Here is a 16279-nt window from a genome sequence, read left to right on the forward strand (position 1 = left end):
AAGCAGGACGGATACACCCTGATTCCGCTGTCCGTCTATTTCAAGGACGCGAGAGTAAAGCTTGAAATTGGCGCCTGTCGGGGCAAGAAAAACTACGACAAGCGGGAAACCATCGCCAAGCGGGACGCGGAGCGGGAGATGGACCGCCACATGAAGGAGCGGAACCGCTGAGTCCATCGGTGCGGAAGCAATTGCTCCAAACGGCACGCGATACACAATTGAAAAACCCGAAGGAAGAAAGGAATCTTTGATATGTCTGAGATGAAAAACCCCATTGCCACTATTACCATGGAAAACGGCGCGGTGATGAAGGCTGAGCTGTACCCCGACAAGGCGCCCAACACGGTGAATAACTTCATCGCGCTGGCCAACTCCGGCTATTACGACAAACTGATTTTCCACCGCTGCATTCCCGGCTTTATGATTCAGGGCGGCTGCCCCCAGGGCACCGGCACCGGCGGCCCCGGCTATTCCATCGCGGGCGAGTTCTCCGGCAACGGCTTTGCCCAAAACGATGTGGTTCATGGGCTGGGCGTTTTGTCCATGGCGCGGACCACTGCTCCCAACACCGCGGGTAGCCAGTTTTTCGTCATGGTAGACGACGCACCCCATCTGGACGGGCAGTATGCCGCCTTTGGCAAGGTGACCGAGGGCGCGGACGAGGCTGTGCGCATTTCCAAGGTGAAGGTGGATTTCAACGACAAGCCCAAGACGCCGGAAGTGATTGCCTCCATCCGCGTGGACACGCAAGGCGTGGAGTACCCCGCGCCGGAGAAAAAGGCCGAGCGCTAAGCGCGGCGGTTGCCTGATTTTCAAGGAAAGGGAGCGCGTTTTATGAAAATCGCCATCGTCACCGGCGCGTCCTCGGGGCTGGGTCGGGAATTTACCCGCCAGCTCATTTCCGAATATCCTGAAGTAGAGCAGCTCTGGCTCATCGCCCGCCGACGCGACCGGCTGGAGGAACTGGCAAAGTCCCTGCCCCGCCCGGCGCTGTGTCTGGGGCTGGATTTGTGCGATCCCATGAGCTTCACCGTGCTTCAGGAAAAGCTTTTGTCCGAGCGGCCAGAGGTTCTTTTACTGGTGAACAACGCGGGCGTGGGCTATTGGGGCAAGCTGGGCGAAACGAACACGGTGCTCCAAACCCGCATGATCGATCTGAACCTGCGGGCGCTCACTGCCATCACCAACCTGACGCTCCCCTATGTTCCCCGGGGCGGGAGAATCCTGAACGTGTCCTCTATCGCGGCCTTCTGCCCCAATGCCCGGATGACAGTCTACTCCTCTACCAAGGCGTTTGTCTCCCACTTCACCGTGGGGCTGGGCGAGGAGCTTCGCGGGCGGGGCATCTCTGTCACCGCTGTGTGTCCCGGCCCCATGGCCACAGAGTTTTGCGACACGGGCGGAATCACCGGCAACTCGAAAATGTTTGAGCTGCTCCCCTACTGCGATCAGGTGCGGGTGGCCCACGGCGCGCTGCTGGCGACAAAACGCCGCAGAAGCATCTATACTCCCACGGCGTTTTATAAGTTTTACCGGCTTGCGGCGAAGCTGACCCCGATGAAACTGATGGCAAAGCTGACAAAGACATAAATTTCATGAAATTGTAACATACTTCTTGGTGGAAGTATGTTATAATTTCAAAAGAAGATTTCGCATTCAGATCCAAGCACCCATTTTAACTGTCCGCAAGAGTTTTGCGCCATTGTCTTTTGCCGCCGTGGTGGAGCGGCGAGCAGTGCACAAAGCGCGGCAATATATGGGGGTGTACCGGTTTCGACGGGGATGTGGAGGCGGGACCAGCGGGCGGATGCGCCTGTCATCCGAAAAACGGGCAAATTATAAATTAAACAACAATAATACTGTTGCTTACGCTGCCTAATTAGGCGGCCGTCCGACCCGGAAGGACCGCGAGCCGGGAAGGGCGTCGTTTAGCGGTAAATGTGCGTACGCAAAGCTTTGCGCGTGCCATAAATTATGAAGCTTACCTGACCCGCCGGCGTGACGGCTTGCCGGCGGAGAGGGGAACAGGGAGAGAAAGACTCCCAAAATAACCGTCTGCGCCCGGAGAACGTCTCGTTAAAGTGTTTTCGGACGGGAGTTCAACTCTCCCCACCTCCACCAAGTAAACAGACCTGTTTTTTGCTTAAGCAAAAGGCAGGTCTGTTGATATTTCACCTGATAATAACGCAATATTTAAAGTTGGAGACAGTATCATCCTCCAATATAAGCACCAAAAGTCACATATAATTGACTTTTGGTGCTTTCTTTATTTTAAACTCAAACATACGTGACTTTTAATAATTAAGAAAGAGAGGTAAGAATTATGGCATATATCCCTTATGGTTTTGTTCAAAAGCAGGATGGTATCTTTGTAGAACCCCAGCAGGCAGAGGTAGTAAAAGAAATCTTTCAACGGTATTTGAATGGCAATAGCCTTGGCGGCATCGCTGATTTTCTTTTTAAGCAGGGAATCCTTTCATCCACTGGGCAAGAGCGATGGACAAGACCGGCAATCAGCAAACTTTTGTCCAACTCTAAGTATATCGGCTATATTATCAGCTTCGAGGATTACTTCGCTGTTCAAGTCGACAAGGGAAACCGTAGCAACATAGATGAAGAAACTAACCAGAGAAAGGCCACCCGGTACAGTTCGCAGAATGTACTGAGCGGCCTTTTGGCTTGTGCGGAATGCGGTGCTCATTATCGGCACATTACCCGCCCTTCTGGCGAGGTGGTTTGGCGCTGTGCCAACAAAGTCGAACATGGAAAGAAGATTTGTAAAAACGCACCGTCTATCAGTGAAGATGCCCTCAAGAATTATCTTTGCACAAAGCTTAATATGGCAGAGTGGAATGAGGAATCTATCAAAAATTCGATAGAGAGAATCCTCATTCAGAGCAATGGAGGTTTAGAAATAGAGTATAAACACGAAATGAAGTATAATTTGGAATATTAGGTCTATGCAGGCCACGCTCATCTTGATATAATATCCATATAAGTAGAATTGAGGTGAGTAGCATGACTGAAACTGAAAAACGGCGTGCTGAGGCGATTTGGACATATAGGATATCGCAGGAAAAGGTTCTAAAGCGCCTTGTCGAGAAAGGAATCTTTTCGCAAGAGCACGCCGACTATATGTCTGATTACCTCTTTGAACAACTGAATCTGTTGGATATCCCCGGTTCTCATCTATCTTCTATTGGAGAAAAGATGGTCGATGCCAATTGGGGACACAGTCCTCATATATCACTTACAGATATCGCAAGAGAAAAGAATGGGAAATCCCCAGGGTACCTTGTTCAAAGTTGGCTACGCAACAGCAATACCGTTGAGTATTTAAGATTATGGGAAAAAAGATTCAATCCAAATTTCCTTGATGATGAGTGTGAAAAACTCATTCAAGCCATCCGGGCAAGCAGCGCTACTCTAACGCCAAAGATATGGATCAATGTAACTAAGGCAGTAGGTATCGAATCCAAAGCAGGCAAGAATGGCGGAACAATGGCACATCCAGAAATAGCTGAAGCATTTCGTGCTTGGCTGTTTCCGGATGTAATGCTGGAGATGGTGAAGAGGTATAGGAGCTATCAACCTGAATTGGATGAATTTTAAATAGTTCTTTGTAATCGTCAACTAGCCAATTATATTAAAGGGGGTTATCTGTATGAGTTTTAAAGATAAAGTTGATGAATTGCGTAATCAGGCGCAAACAACACAAGCTGCAAATAAAATTATTGATCAGCTCAAAAAGCTAGAAAATAGTAATAATGAAGATACTTCTTATCGTTGGATTTGGGAGCTTATTCAGAATGCAAAAGATGTAGTTAACTCCACTGGAAAAGTTGATATTCTTGTTAATTTTGATGAATACAGAAAAATTATAGAGTTTAAGCATAATGGAAAGCTATTCTTGACAAAAAATATTGTTTTTCTTATCGAACAAGTTTCTACTAAAGAGCGAAATGAGCTTGATAGGAAAGAAAAGAAGATCACAGGAAAGTTTGGAACTGGTTTTCTAACTACGCATTTACTTTCAAAAAAAGTAAATGTAACTGGGTATTTATGCGACGAAGATGAACCATTACACCAGTTTAATATTGAGATTGATCGTTCCAGCGATAATCAGGCAGAGATAATAAAGTCAATTGAAGAAAGCTGCGAGCAACTGAACAAAAGCGCAAAAGAAGTTAAAACACCAATAGATGAAAATGATTTTAATACTTGTTTTACATATGAGTTAAACGCTTTGGGAATTCAAACCGCTAAGGATGGTTTGAATAATCTTGTTGCTTCTGTTGCGTATGTTTTCGCTTTTGTTCCAGAGATAAGATCTATATCTATTCAGGCAAACACAACTAAAGGCAACTATAATCAGGTGCTTTATCGTGGTGATGATGTCGGTGTAACGCTGAAAAATGCACAGATTATAACTGTGTGTGATTCAAGAAAAAAGGATCCAAGATATATTTTTGCTCTAAAAGACGAAGTGTTGACACACTTATCAATTGCAGTTGAACTTTTAGATGTTGGCGAAATAGCAGCTATTCAACGAACGAATGGAAATTTACCCAAACTATTTTGCGATTTTCCATTACTTGGAACAAGCGACTTTGCTTTTCCGGTAGTTATAAATAACCCATATTTTGAACCTACAGAACCCCGTGATGGAATTGAATTGGAGAGCAGAGCGGAAGAAAAGCAATTTATTAAAGAAAACAAAGCAGCATTAGCAGCCGCTGTAGAACTTTATAAAACTGCATTGAATTTCTTTGCAGAAAACAATTATGCAGGTATATATAACATTGTAAAAATAACCGAGCAACCACATAAAACGTGGCTGAATGTAGATTGGTTTGAAAGTAAAATACTTGAACCTATAAAAGAAGAAATAAAATATTTGAACCTAATTACTACAAATATTGGTGATAAAAAACCGTTGTTTGAGGTATGGGATGATCCTGTTGTTTTAATTCCTAAAAATCAAGAAAACAGAGAAGAAATGCTTAAACTTTGGTCATTGTCAAATGCTCTGTTTCCAGAGTTCCTTCCAAAGCAAGATGAGTTAGAAGCATGGTGCAGTTCGCTTTGGGATGAATGTAAAAACTTGGGCATCGACAACATAGTGCAAGCAATTCAAAGTTCTGAAAACATATTTTCTTTAGAAAATAAATTAAGTGGACATGATGTATTTGTCTGGTTAAATGAGTTTTACAAATTACTTTTAACAAGCGAAGATGAGAGCTGTAAAAAAACAATAGAACAATCCGAAGTTTTTCTCAATCAAAACGGTAAGTTCTGCTGCTTGAATAAAGTTTTCTTTGACAAGGAAATTGATGATATATACAAGGAAGTTTCATTAATATTAGATATAGGTGTTAAGGATAAATTACTTCATAAAAGGGTTTCAAGCGAAATTTTAAATCATGTTGAAGTAACAGCATATGGATATTCAGAGCTGTTTTCTGAAACTACACGATGCTTACAAAACGAACATAAAAATCGTGAACATTTCTTTCAAAGAATACTATGCATACAAACAAATGAGAGACCGAAACAAGATGACTTTTTGAACATCGCCAAAGAGTTTTATAACAATATTGCATGGGAGACTATTTGTTCTAAAAAGTATTTGAAACCCATTTTTGAACAGGCACTAAATTATTGGGTGGTAAAGTTGTGTGCGGATATACAGCAAAGTAAAACGTTGGATGTTTTTGCCGGGGAACACTTTTCAGACAACATAGACAGTGCGATTTCGTTTATAAATCAATTGGTGTTGTTTTTAGAAAAAAATGATTATATACATTTGGCAGACAAGTATTCCGTTCTTCCAAACCAAAATGGAGTGTTTAAAAGAAGCACTGAACTACAGCTCGATACAGGAGAGATTGACGAAGCGGTGAAAGATGCTTACTGTTTTACAGGAGTGGATATCAGAATAAAACTGCTTATGAGTAGTATAGATTTTCCATTGTCTGAAAACACAGCAACCAATCTTTACCCATTAGCAGATGCAATAACAAATTATATTGAAAATCACAAGAATAAGCTTGGCGAAGATAACGATCAGGAGAGATTGGCTTTTCAAAATTTCTTTTCATACTTAAAGAGCACTGATAATAAAACCATTAGAAATGCTTTTAAAACTCTTTATAGCAATTTGTATTGGTTTTATAATGATGATATAATTTCTGACAATATGCAAAAAGCAGAAAAGTTTGATGAGTATGAACTGTTATTGAGCAAACATGGAGTTGCAAGTTTCCACGAGTTGGAAGAACGCTTAAAGCAAACTGAGAACAATGTAGAATCAACAAATACAATTCATGTTTCCAAAGAACATCTTGCGCAACTTGGGATTAATACTGAAGATGATTTGCTGCAGATTTTATATATATTAATAGGAGAAGGAGACCTAACAGATTCCCAATTAGGCGAATTGTCAAGTGGTATATCAATAGAGGAAGTCTCTAAAAAGTTCTTGCATAGATCAACAAATAATAGATTTGCGCGTGAATATTATGAAAAAATAATGAATCGTGCTATAGAAAAAGTTTTTTACTACTTGAAAGAAACTGGCAGATATGAAATGTCTGATAAATTGGAAGAGTGGAAAGAAACAAGTTATTCAAAAACTGTTTTTTGGGCTAAAAAGAATGGTAATGATATTCGTATTGTTGTAAGACCAAGTGATGATGATAAAATCATTTTCTTTTATGAGCAAGAAGTTGCTGCAATGGACGATACCAATTATGAACTTTGGACTTCCAATGATGATGGAAATACACGCATGATTACATTAGGTGATATTATTAAAACAACAGGAATCTCAGTGATTCCGCTAAAAAATCTTAATCCGAAATAGTAGGAAGAGAGGGCTACCATCTTGACACCAAATGGAGTATTAAAATTAATTGCAAACAACAACCGTGAAAATATTTATTGCGTTTATCCTGTTACGCCTGATGAAACTATTGGAAAACTAATCTCTGCACTTTCAAATTGTAGTGGAGGATTAATTGTTTTTGGTGTGCAAGATGATGGGAAAAAACTAAGGGTTAAAGGATACAAATTTAATGTAGACATTGATTCAATAAAAGTGAAACTTAGCAATAATGTTAAATTAACATGTCTTGATTTGCCACACGAAACTGCGACGCTTAAATGTATTAATGTCGAAAAGTGTGAAAATGTGGTCGTGTTTAGTGACACACCTTACATGCTTGACCATAATAGGAACGTTGCAGAGCTTCATATAAAAAAAGTGTTTCTATCGTATTCGCATAATGATACTTGTATTGCCGATTTAGTCGATGAAAAGCTTACCTTTTTTGGAAAAGGTAGATTGGCTATTACAAGGGATAAAAGAACGTTAGAATATAAAAGTGATATTGATAAATTCATGCAGACAGTTTCTACTCACGATTATATGGTATCTATTATATCTGATAGCTATTTAAAATCTCGAGGATGTATGTATGAAGTTTCGGAATTAATGCGAAATAGAGCGTTTAATGATAAGCTGTTGACAATTATTTTATCTAAAGCAGATGAAAGTTTTTATCCAGCAGATAAGAAACCGGAACAGATCAAAGCGGATGTATATTCATTAAATCGCTTTGAGTATATAAAATATTGGGAAGCTGAAAAAGAGAAAGTAAATAAGCTGAATTCAGAAATAAGCGACTTAGCTCTTAAACAAGGATTAGTTGATGAGATTAAACAGATAAATGTTATATCAATGAATGCTGCGGAGCTAATTGAGATTTTCAAGAAAAGTTTAGGAAAAGACTTTTCTGAAATTAATCAAAATGCGTTTTCGGATTTACTATCTATATTACTTTCATAGAATGAAAATAATATATTTTTGGGCTTACGAGGAAAATAAATGGGTAAGTTGATACGTTTGTTCATGGTTGAAGATAATCTGGATAGATTGAAAACAATGGAAATATCAAGTATGACAATTTACGCAAGAGCGATTTTAAACGATTTTATTCAAAGAGATGATGCAAATAGGCCAGATGGTCAGATTATGAGCAAACTTTGTAGTTAAGTACTGAGTTTGAATTGCTAGTTATGTTTAAACTGAGCATAGTTACTTAATTGAGGCATATTCTGTTTAATCTTAAAAATCTTTTTTCCACGGTGTCCACAAAAGGCACAACTTTCCGCCAAGGAGAAGTTGTGTCTTTTTTTATACGTACAAGCATGGTAATATAAATATGTTATTTTAAAAAATTTGTCTTTTAAAACAGATAAACGTTGGATTGGATTAATTATGAGAGGAGACGACAAATGAATGAGAGTAAATATAAAACTTGCTATCTTATTTCCGTGCAGCGTCCTTGTCGGAGCATTACTATACGTCTTTATGCACGAATTAGGGCATATCATTGTAGCAATCGGATGCGGAGCGGAAATAACCGAGTTCAGTATTCTCAAAGCTCATATGTCATATAATGGCGGAGCCTTCAGCAAAGCTATGTTTTCGTTATTCCATGCTGCGGGAGTGCTATTTCCAATTATATTGACAGTGCCGATTATTATCGCTTATAAGCGGGGCAAAAAGAGCGTCCTTTATCACTGCTGTTATATGACGATTTGTTTATGGGGTATCTCTCCTCTTTTGGCATGGTTGATTGTACCTGTTGTTAGTATGGTGAGCTCCCCGCCGCAAGGAGATGACGTTGCGAAGTTTATCATGAGTTCAGGATGGCATCCCATGATCGTATTTGCATGCGCGTTAATCATCTTAGTCGGAATGCTTGTACTTATAGTTAAGAAGGGAATCATTCAGGAATTGAGCGCCATGTTAAAAAGCCTTTCCTAAAAAATTTTAACATAGCCGATTTGACGATTGAACGATGAGTTACGCGAGCCTGATGTGTGAAATCTTTTCCACGGTGATTACAAAATAAAGTCATGTATGAGTTCAAATCCTCATACATGACTTTTTGTTTTATCTATGCTAAAATCAAAAAATGCACATCATTTGCTTTAAATGCATTCAGCATCCTTGTCCAAAGTTAGCAGTTAATATTTGGAGGTTTATATGGATTTTAAGACATGTGTTGATAAGCGAGATAGCATTTTAATGGAAGGAGCTTTGGGCGAACGATTAAAACGTGAATATCATTTGAATTTTGATAAAAATTTGATGATGGCGCCACTTATTTATAATTCGGATGGTCGTTTTGCATTGAAGAGCCTATGGCAAGAATATATAAATATTGCCATCAAATATAAATTACCGTTTATGGCCACAACACCGACCCGTCGTGCAAATAAAGAACGGGTTGAACAAACAGGCTGCAATTCCTCAATCATCATGGACAATGTGAAGTTTTTGCGCAAGATACAGCAAGAGAATGATCTAGAAATGTACGTCGGAGGACTAATGGGTTGCAGGGGAGATGCTTACACTGGGGAAAATGCGCTGTCAAAACGTGATGCCCGAATTTTCCACAAGTGGCAAGCAGACTTGTTTTGTGCGGCTGAAGCAGACTTTTTATATGCAGGAATTATGCCAACATTACCGGAGGCGACAGGCATGGCACAGGCAATGTCAGAAACAGAACTGCCATATATCATAAGCTTTACAATACAAAGAGATTGAAAATTGATTGATGGAACGACAATTGCTAAAGCCATAGATATTATAGACAATTCAGTTGATGTGAAGCCAGTGTGCTATATGACAAATTGTGTACATCCAAGCATTGTTTATGAGGCATTGTCGCAGCCGTTCAATCAAAATACTTTTGTGAAAGATCGGTTCTTAGGGATTCAGGCAAATACTTCTCCCCTTTCATATGCGGAGTTAGATGAATCCTTGGATCTAAAGTGTTCAGATCCAACGCAATTTGCCGAAGCTATGCTAAAGCTACGCGATATCAGCAATATCAAAATATTTGGTGGCTGCTGCGGTACCGATCACAGACATATGGAACAGGTGGCAAACAGATTATGAGCATATCCCAAAAAGCCAATTGATTTTTCGGGGGATTGGGGCATTCCTTCGGCAGCGGGTTTCTTAATAGCGGCCTTTGCATCCCCCGGCTGACACCACGGTCTGTGTGAATTCGCGCTTTCCATCTGCTCCATGCGCTCGTCAACAACCTTGCATAAAGAATCGTTTAAGCTCCTTTTGCGCATCGGCCGCAGCCCGTACCCCGGCCTCAAAAAAGCTTTTAAGGTTCCTTTAAAAAGCTTTTGATAATCTATAAACGTCCTCAAGAGAGGGCGCAAGCCGGAATACAGTATGTCAATTTTTTTATCAAGTCCGCTGCCGAATGAATCAACGGCGGCGGGCTTGATCAATTTCATACTACGTGGCAACAAGACCCCGTCAGCTACAGGGGAACGCGCGCCCCCACATTTATATAAGTGCCGTAAAAACAAAAAAGCATTTTATTCTTAAGGCCAGCCGCATATATCCTGATACTAAGGGGGCGATGAAATGTACAGCAAAATAACAGATAGTTTTTTTGACATTTTTGACGGAGAGACCGGTCTTTACATGGGTCACTCGCATTTTACGCTAACGGATGGGTCTGAGAAGAAGCTGCTTGATTTTCTCAACTACAATAAGGTTCCCAATTCTCTTGTGCTGCTGAATGTATCCTTATCGGATACCTCCTCAAATTATATTCCGCCGGAGCTATTTCAAAAGCACAGCCGAACTTCAGTCATGTTTATCGACGTCGTTGACACTTATTCTCAAAGGCTTATCCCCATCGAAATTGAGATGAGCTATGATGTTCTGGTAAGAGGAAACTTGTCTGATACTCCATATTTTTTTGAAAGCGTTGAGTTAGGGAATATAAAAATTTTAGATGTAAATTACAGATTCATCCAATAATGCCTCACTTTATGGCAAACAATCACCCCGGAGCCTACCAGACGGCAGGTTCCGGGGTGATTGTTATACGCCGACAGCTTTAGACCGGTCGCGATACCGTTTAAGCCGGGGTAGCTTGCCTCCTTGCATTTTGCACCTTGCATGTAAGCGCCATTACGGCTAAAATAAAGCAAGAATCATTTCTGGTGGGAGGTGGTTTTCATGCAAGCGATCATCAAGCGGCATACTTCGACGGCCATCCTCCTCGCGGCGGTACTGACGCTCGTCGCCCTGACGCTGCTGGTTCGGCTTCCCAATCTGCACGGCGACACGCTCAATACCGTCACGCTTGCGGAAGAAAGTACCGGATACGACCTAAGCGGTATTACAGATTGGAATAAACGCGCTGTCATATTACTCCCCGGCTCAACTTACTATCCCAGCACGCTTCTCACGCCGGAAACCGCCGATGCCGCCATCCCCGTCAGTACAAACAAATTTGCCGCGCTGCGGGCGGACTACCTCTCCCAGCGATTTGTGCTCAGCCTGCCCGACACCAATGAAGCCTACACCCTGACGTTTAAGCTTTCCGGCCGTCACGCCATGCGCGTGTATGTGAACGGCACTTTGGCGGGAGAAACGGGTCGCGTGGGAACCACCAAACAGGACACCGAGGTATGGGAGAACAGCATCACCGTCTCCGCCTCCCCCGCAAACGGCAAAATAGATATCCTTCTAAACAGCGCCCAATTTTACCACATCCGGGGCGGCGCAAATCTGGCGACCCTCTCCGTGCAAAAGGCCGCCGAAACCGTTACGTCCCGTCTTTCCGAGCCGCTGGAGGGCCTGGTGATGACGGGTGCGCTTTTATGCGCGGCGGCGCTTCTCATGAGCGTCTATCTGTTCCTCTCCCACACGAAGGCGACGCTGTATTTCGCCCTGGCCTGCCTTGCCATGTCCCTGCGGGAATGCGTACAAAGTCAGGCATGGACCTATTTCCCCGTGGGCGGGAATACCGCGTTTATGCTGGAATACCTTAGCGTGGCGCTGCTGACCATTTTTTTGTCCCTGTACTTGGGACAGTACGCCGCGGGGCCGATTCTGTGGGGCATTCAAATTGCCGCCATTGCCGGTTCGCTGGTTTACGGCGGGATGACGCTGCTGGGGGACTCGCTGCTGTATACCAGCCTGCTGAAATTCTATCAGCTATGGCTTGTTGTGTGCATTATTACCGGCACCTCCGGCTTATTTTGGAACATGCGCCGCCCCAGCCGGGAACAAGCGACCGTGCTGTACGGCATCGCGGTGTTTTATCTTGCCGCCGTAAGCGATATCGCCATGTACCGCGATCTGTTCGGAGCCTCCTATTCCAACGCCCCCATTTCCGAAGTGGCTATGTTGATTTTTACTGTGGCGCAGACTGTTTCCCTGTTCTTCATGAACAGCCGGGTGCTGGCCGAATCCAAAGAGACGGAGCAGCGCCTTGCATCGGACAAGGCGGCACTGGAAAAGCTGGACCGTATGAAAACAGAGTTCCTCGGCAACGTCTCTCACGAGCTGAAAACGCCGCTTACCGTCATGTCCGGCTACGCCCAGACCACGAAACAGCTTTCTGGGCAGCTTTCCCCGCCGCTCTCGGAAGAGGTGTCCCGGCGGATGACCCTGATTTCCTCCGAAGCGGAGCGGCTCTCCCTGATGGTGGGGCAAATTCTCGACGTGACCCGCATGGAGGAGGGGCGCATGGTCATGGAACCGGTGCGCTGCCATCTGGACGAGATTGTCCACGCCGCCGTAAATACGCACTATCCCATGCTCAACAAGAATCAAAACCGCCTGAGCATTCGGATTGACCGGGGCTTGCCCGACCTTTATGCCGACCCCGCCCGTATCTCGCAGGTAATTGTAAACCTGATTTCAAACGCCGTCCGTTTCACCTCCGGCGGAGAGATTGGCCTTTTTGCCGGGCAGGACGGAAATCAGGTTTTTATCCGCGTGTCGGATACGGGGGTTGGCATCGCTTTGGAACGTCTTCCCCATATTTTTGAGCGATACCATCAATAAGAAACATCCGGCACCGGTCAAGACACCGGCACCGGACTGGGGTTATATATTTGCAAGCATATCGTGGAGCAGCACGGGGGCTCTATTTGGATCGAAAGCCTTGAGGGCCACGGCACGACTGTATTCTTCACCCTGCCTGCCGCTAATACCGGACCTTGCTGAAAATGTACTCGCTTTTCCCGGCGCTTGCAAGCTCGAACCAGCCGCCCTCGTCCAGCCGGAGCTTCCGGCGCAGGTTTGCCACATGGGCCTTCACGGTTCCCGACGCGCCGGGAGACTGCTCGCCCCACGCCCGGAGGTAGATATCCTTCGCCCCCAGCCGCTGCCCGGCAAACAGGGCAAAGCAGCCCAAAAGCTGCAATTCTTTCAGCGTCAGCGGGATCCGCTCTCCGTCCAGCACGGCCATTCCCGCCAGAAAATCCACCGTCAGGGGCGGCAGCTCAATCACTCCGGCGGACAGAAAGCCGTTGCGGCGAAGCTGCGCGGCGACCCGCGCGCTTAAAACGTTCAAATCATAGGGCTTGGTGACGTAATCGTCTCCGCCCTGTAAAAGGCCCTTTACCACGCTCTCATTTTCATTCCTGCAAGTCAGGAAGATAATGGGGGCGTTGGTTTTTGCTCGCAGCTCGGCGCAGAAATCAAAGCCCGAGCCGTCCGGCATCATCACGTCCAGCAAAATGAGATCCGGCGCGTGCTCCTCCAGTGAAAAGCGTGCCGCGGCAAGTGTGGGGGCGCAGACGGTTTCATACCCCTTGCCCTTAAAATATTCCCGGTTAATTTCCAGCACGTCGGCCTCGTCTTCAACGAGCAGCAGCCTTGCCTTCCTCATCTCATCGCCTCCATTCTCAAGGCAACGGTATCATATCCCCGGGTAAAAATCCAGCGTTCCAAAACATTTTAGAATCCGGTAAAGAAATCTTTACCTTTTACACGCAGGAAGATTTTCCCTCTACAATGAAAGCATACAAAAAAGATATCAACCGCAGAGGAAACGGAGGTGATACATATGCCGCAGATCACCCGGGTGGATATTCTGGACGGACAGACGTTGGATATTGAGCTGAGCAACGGCCACTTAATTCTGTTTGACACCCGGCGGCTGCCGGAGGCAGACCTCCGCTACGACTGCCTGCGGGCAATGGAGGTGCTGCCCCGCCCCGACACGGACGGACGCAGCGTCTATTGGCGGGACGGCCCCAGAATCGGTCTGGATCAAATTCTAAGCCTGCTTACAAAGCAGGAAACCCCAAACGAATAAGGAGGTATTTTCCGAATGAAACAATACTTAAAAAAACTATGCGGCACATTCCTCGCGCTCTCTATGCTTCTGACGCTTCTGCCGGTAACGGCATTTGCGGCGGACGCCACCATCAACCTGTCCACCCTCAGCACGACACCAAGCGGCTCCGGCTGGTCATACGACAGCGGCGCACAGATGCTCGCCATCGGAGACAGCGGTTCCTATGACATCACAGGGACATACTCCGGCTCCGGCCTGGGAATTAGCGCACCCAACAACGGCTTTCAGATCACCGGCGCATCCTTCGCGGTTTCCCCCGCCGGTATTCAGGCGGGTCAAAGCGTTCGAATCAACATGGACAGCTCCGTGACCGGCGGCAGCGGCATTTACGCCATCAATTCCGCCGCCACCGTCGTCATTAACGGCAGCACGGTCTCGCTTTCCGGCTCAATCTACGCTGTCCGTGCGGCCACCAACGTCCTCATTGGCAGCAGCACGGTGAACCTTTTCTCCTCCATCGGCCCAGCCGTCAGCACCGGAGAAGGCATAACCATTTTCGGCGGCACGGTGAGTCTTTCCTCTGTCAGCGGCCCAGCCGTCAGCGCCGGAACAGGCATAACCATTTCCGGCGGCACGGTGAGCCTTTCCTCTGTCAGCGGCCCGGCCGTCAGCACCGGAACAGACATATTCATTTCCGGCGGCAGCGTCAACCTCTCCGGGGCATCCCCTCTCAGCGCGCGGCCCCAAAATGCGAGCAACTCTCCCGTCTACCTTGTCACCCTGACGAGCCTGCCCGCAAATAAAGCCGTCACCGCGATCACAAGCCCCGCGAGCTATGGAATCGCAGACGTGAAAACCGACAGCTCCGGCAAGCTCTATTTCTGGCTTCCCGCCGGGAACACGGATATTTCCCTCACTGTGGACAATCACACTTACGCCGACAGCCTGACCGTGGAAGCAAATGACACAAACACGCTGGCTTTAGGTGGCGACATCACAGCCAGCTTCACCGACGCAAACTTCCTCGCGGCGGTGCGGGCGAATTTAGGAAAGAACGATGGCGATCCGATTTTCGTCTCGGACGTTGCGGGAATTACCAACCTTGACGTTAAGGACAAGGGTATCGCAAGCCTTGCAGGCATTGAGCATTTCACGTCGCTTAAAACCCTTGACTGCTCCGTCAACAAGCTGACCTCGCTGGACCTGTCAGGCCTTTCAGAGCTTACCGGGCTGCACTGCTCTGGCAACAAGCTGACCTCGCTGAGCGTGGCAAACTTGTCCCATTTAATGTCGCTCAATTGCTCATACAACCGGCTGACCAGCCTGACACTGACCAATCTGCCGATCTTGGCAACGCTGATCTGTAATAACAACGCGCTGGAATCGCTGGACTTGCAGGGCACACTGAACGGAGGTAAAAGCAACATTCAACACCTATCCTGTCAATACAATCGCCTTACGTCTCTGAGCATTCCCTCATTAAGATATCCCAACGTCTTCACACTCAGCTGCTCAGGTAACTGGATGAGCAACGAATCGGACGTTACGGGTTTAACGAATTCTGATGAAGAACACTTCACCTTTGGGACGCAGGCGCCCGGCTTCATTTCGGTGCAGGAAATTCTTGATTTGCCCACCACCGTTGAGGTCGGAGTACCCCTGCCGCTGACCAGAACAGTGTTCCCTGCAAATGCCTCAAAGAGCAGCAACGACATTGTCTTTTCAATCGTAGACACCGGCACAACGGGCGCTCGCATTGAAAACAACATTCTGACCGCTTCTTACGCGGGAACGGTTCAAGTCAATGCCATCGTGGTCAATGGAATCGCCGGGATTGAAAACTACTATCAGAGCTTTCCCATAGAGGTTACGGGCACGGACCTTTCCTCCGCATTTTCTGACAACAATTTCCTGTACGGAGTACGGGTTGCTCTGAGGAAAGGCAGTATCACAAATGCCCCTGTTTATCAAGCCGAATTGGCGCAAATTACCCAGCTTGATATCAACAATTGGGGGATTGGCAGCCTTGCCGGAATTGAATATCTTACCGGACTGCAAACCCTCAACTGTTCCGGCAACAACCTGACCTCGCTGGACCTGTCGGGCCTTTCCTCTCTGCAAACCCTGAATTGCGG

13 protein-coding genes, 1 other RNA gene and 3 pseudogenes are annotated in these 16279 nt (G+C 45.7%); 15 read left to right on the forward strand and 2 right to left on the reverse strand.

The window, feature by feature from the left end; translation table 11 throughout:
• From RTK01_RS11400 to RTK01_RS11450, 11 genes and pseudogenes are all read left to right on the forward strand, one after another.
• A partial coding sequence (locus RTK01_RS11400) for an SsrA-binding protein (RefSeq protein ID WP_312281099.1) occupies positions 1-171 on the forward strand: 171 nt, incomplete at its 5' end.
• Positions 172-261: 90 nt separating this feature from the next.
• Entirely contained in the window at positions 262-792 is a 531-nt protein-coding gene (locus RTK01_RS11405) for a peptidylprolyl isomerase (RefSeq protein WP_312281100.1), read from the forward strand.
• A 42-nt stretch (positions 793-834) separates the two neighbouring features.
• The gene (locus tag RTK01_RS11410; protein ID WP_312281088.1) at positions 835-1590 is read left to right on the forward strand and encodes an SDR family NAD(P)-dependent oxidoreductase; all 756 of its coding nucleotides are present in this window, start codon (positions 835-837) and stop codon (positions 1588-1590) included.
• 168 nt (positions 1591-1758) lie between these two features.
• Positions 1759-2121: a transfer-messenger RNA gene (gene ssrA / locus RTK01_RS11415) on the forward strand.
• Between the two features lie 202 nt (positions 2122-2323).
• Positions 2324-2956 (forward strand): recombinase family protein, encoded by a 633-nt coding sequence (locus RTK01_RS11420; RefSeq protein WP_312281089.1) that lies wholly within the window; start codon positions 2324-2326, stop codon positions 2954-2956.
• Positions 2957-3018: 62 nt separating this feature from the next.
• Positions 3019-3612 carry a KilA-N domain-containing protein gene (locus tag RTK01_RS11425; protein ID WP_312281090.1) on the forward strand — a complete coding sequence of 198 codons (594 nt, stop codon included), beginning with the start codon at positions 3019-3021 and terminating at the stop codon, positions 3610-3612.
• 52 nt (positions 3613-3664) lie between these two features.
• Positions 3665-6865, forward strand: coding sequence for a sacsin N-terminal ATP-binding-like domain-containing protein (locus RTK01_RS11430; RefSeq protein WP_312281091.1), 3201 nt, complete (start codon positions 3665-3667; stop codon positions 6863-6865).
• A 21-nt stretch (positions 6866-6886) separates the two neighbouring features.
• Positions 6887-7849, forward strand: coding sequence for a TIR domain-containing protein (locus RTK01_RS11435; RefSeq protein WP_312281092.1), 963 nt, complete (start codon positions 6887-6889; stop codon positions 7847-7849).
• A 39-nt stretch (positions 7850-7888) separates the two neighbouring features.
• A complete protein-coding gene (locus RTK01_RS11440) occupies positions 7889-8056 on the forward strand; it encodes a hypothetical protein (protein WP_312281093.1) in 168 nt (55 codons plus the stop codon).
• 246 nt (positions 8057-8302) lie between these two features.
• The gene (locus tag RTK01_RS11445) at positions 8303-8833 is read left to right on the forward strand and encodes a hypothetical protein (RefSeq protein ID WP_312281094.1); all 531 of its coding nucleotides are present in this window, start codon (positions 8303-8305) and stop codon (positions 8831-8833) included.
• Positions 8834-9097: 264 nt separating this feature from the next.
• Positions 9098-9973, forward strand: a pseudogene (locus RTK01_RS11450) (homocysteine S-methyltransferase family protein).
• On the opposite strand, the gene RTK01_RS11455 reads toward RTK01_RS11450, so the two are convergent.
• Entirely contained in the window at positions 9937-10329 is a 393-nt protein-coding gene (locus RTK01_RS11455) for a hypothetical protein (protein ID WP_312281095.1), read from the reverse strand. The pseudogene RTK01_RS11450 and the gene RTK01_RS11455 overlap by 37 nt on opposite strands.
• Positions 10330-10462: 133 nt before the next feature.
• Between RTK01_RS11455 and RTK01_RS11460 the strand changes: the two genes are divergently transcribed.
• On the forward strand, positions 10463-10864 hold the full coding sequence (locus RTK01_RS11460) for a hypothetical protein (protein ID WP_312281096.1): 402 nt from the start codon (positions 10463-10465) through the stop codon (positions 10862-10864).
• A gap of 831 nt (positions 10865-11695) precedes the next feature.
• Positions 11696-13066: pseudogene (locus RTK01_RS11465) on the forward strand (sensor histidine kinase).
• Here the strand turns inward: RTK01_RS11465 and RTK01_RS11470 are convergent.
• Positions 13047-13733, reverse strand: a complete 687-nt coding sequence (locus RTK01_RS11470) for a response regulator transcription factor (protein WP_312281097.1) — start codon at positions 13731-13733, stop codon at positions 13047-13049. The pseudogene RTK01_RS11465 and the gene RTK01_RS11470 overlap by 20 nt on opposite strands.
• A 177-nt stretch (positions 13734-13910) precedes the next feature.
• On the opposite strand from RTK01_RS11470, the gene RTK01_RS11475 reads away from it, so the two are divergent.
• Both RTK01_RS11475 and RTK01_RS11480 read left to right on the forward strand, forming a co-directional pair.
• Positions 13911-14162, forward strand: coding sequence for a hypothetical protein (locus RTK01_RS11475; RefSeq protein ID WP_312281098.1), 252 nt, complete (start codon positions 13911-13913; stop codon positions 14160-14162).
• 15 nt (positions 14163-14177) lie between these two features.
• Positions 14178-16279: pseudogene (locus RTK01_RS11480) on the forward strand (hypothetical protein); the annotation flags it as partial.

The sequence above is a fragment of the Oscillibacter sp. genome (assembly GCF_031978065.1).
In the GTDB taxonomy this organism is placed as follows: domain Bacteria; phylum Bacillota; class Clostridia; order Oscillospirales; family Oscillospiraceae; genus Oscillibacter.

Excerpts from the sequence above, each read along its gene's own strand:
- RTK01_RS11440 (WP_312281093.1), top strand. The coding sequence starts at position 7,889 with ATGGGTAAGTTGATACGTTTGTTCATGGTTGAAGATAATCTGGATAGA.
- RTK01_RS11430 (WP_312281091.1), top strand. The coding sequence starts at position 3,665 with ATGAGTTTTAAAGATAAAGTTGATGAATTGCGTAATCAGGCGCAAACA.
- RTK01_RS11455 (WP_312281095.1), bottom strand. The coding sequence starts at position 10,329 with ATGAAATTGATCAAGCCCGCCGCCGTTGATTCATTCGGCAGCGGACTT.
- RTK01_RS11410 (WP_312281088.1), top strand. The coding sequence starts at position 835 with ATGAAAATCGCCATCGTCACCGGCGCGTCCTCGGGGCTGGGTCGGGAA.
- RTK01_RS11420 (WP_312281089.1), top strand. The coding sequence starts at position 2,324 with ATGGCATATATCCCTTATGGTTTTGTTCAAAAGCAGGATGGTATCTTT.
- RTK01_RS11475 (WP_312281098.1), top strand. The coding sequence starts at position 13,911 with ATGCCGCAGATCACCCGGGTGGATATTCTGGACGGACAGACGTTGGAT.
- RTK01_RS11445 (WP_312281094.1), top strand. The coding sequence starts at position 8,303 with ATGAGAGTAAATATAAAACTTGCTATCTTATTTCCGTGCAGCGTCCTT.
- RTK01_RS11425 (WP_312281090.1), top strand. The coding sequence starts at position 3,019 with ATGACTGAAACTGAAAAACGGCGTGCTGAGGCGATTTGGACATATAGG.
- RTK01_RS11460 (WP_312281096.1), top strand. The coding sequence starts at position 10,463 with ATGTACAGCAAAATAACAGATAGTTTTTTTGACATTTTTGACGGAGAG.
- RTK01_RS11405 (WP_312281100.1), top strand. The coding sequence starts at position 262 with ATGAAAAACCCCATTGCCACTATTACCATGGAAAACGGCGCGGTGATG.
- RTK01_RS11470 (WP_312281097.1), bottom strand. The coding sequence starts at position 13,733 with ATGAGGAAGGCAAGGCTGCTGCTCGTTGAAGACGAGGCCGACGTGCTG.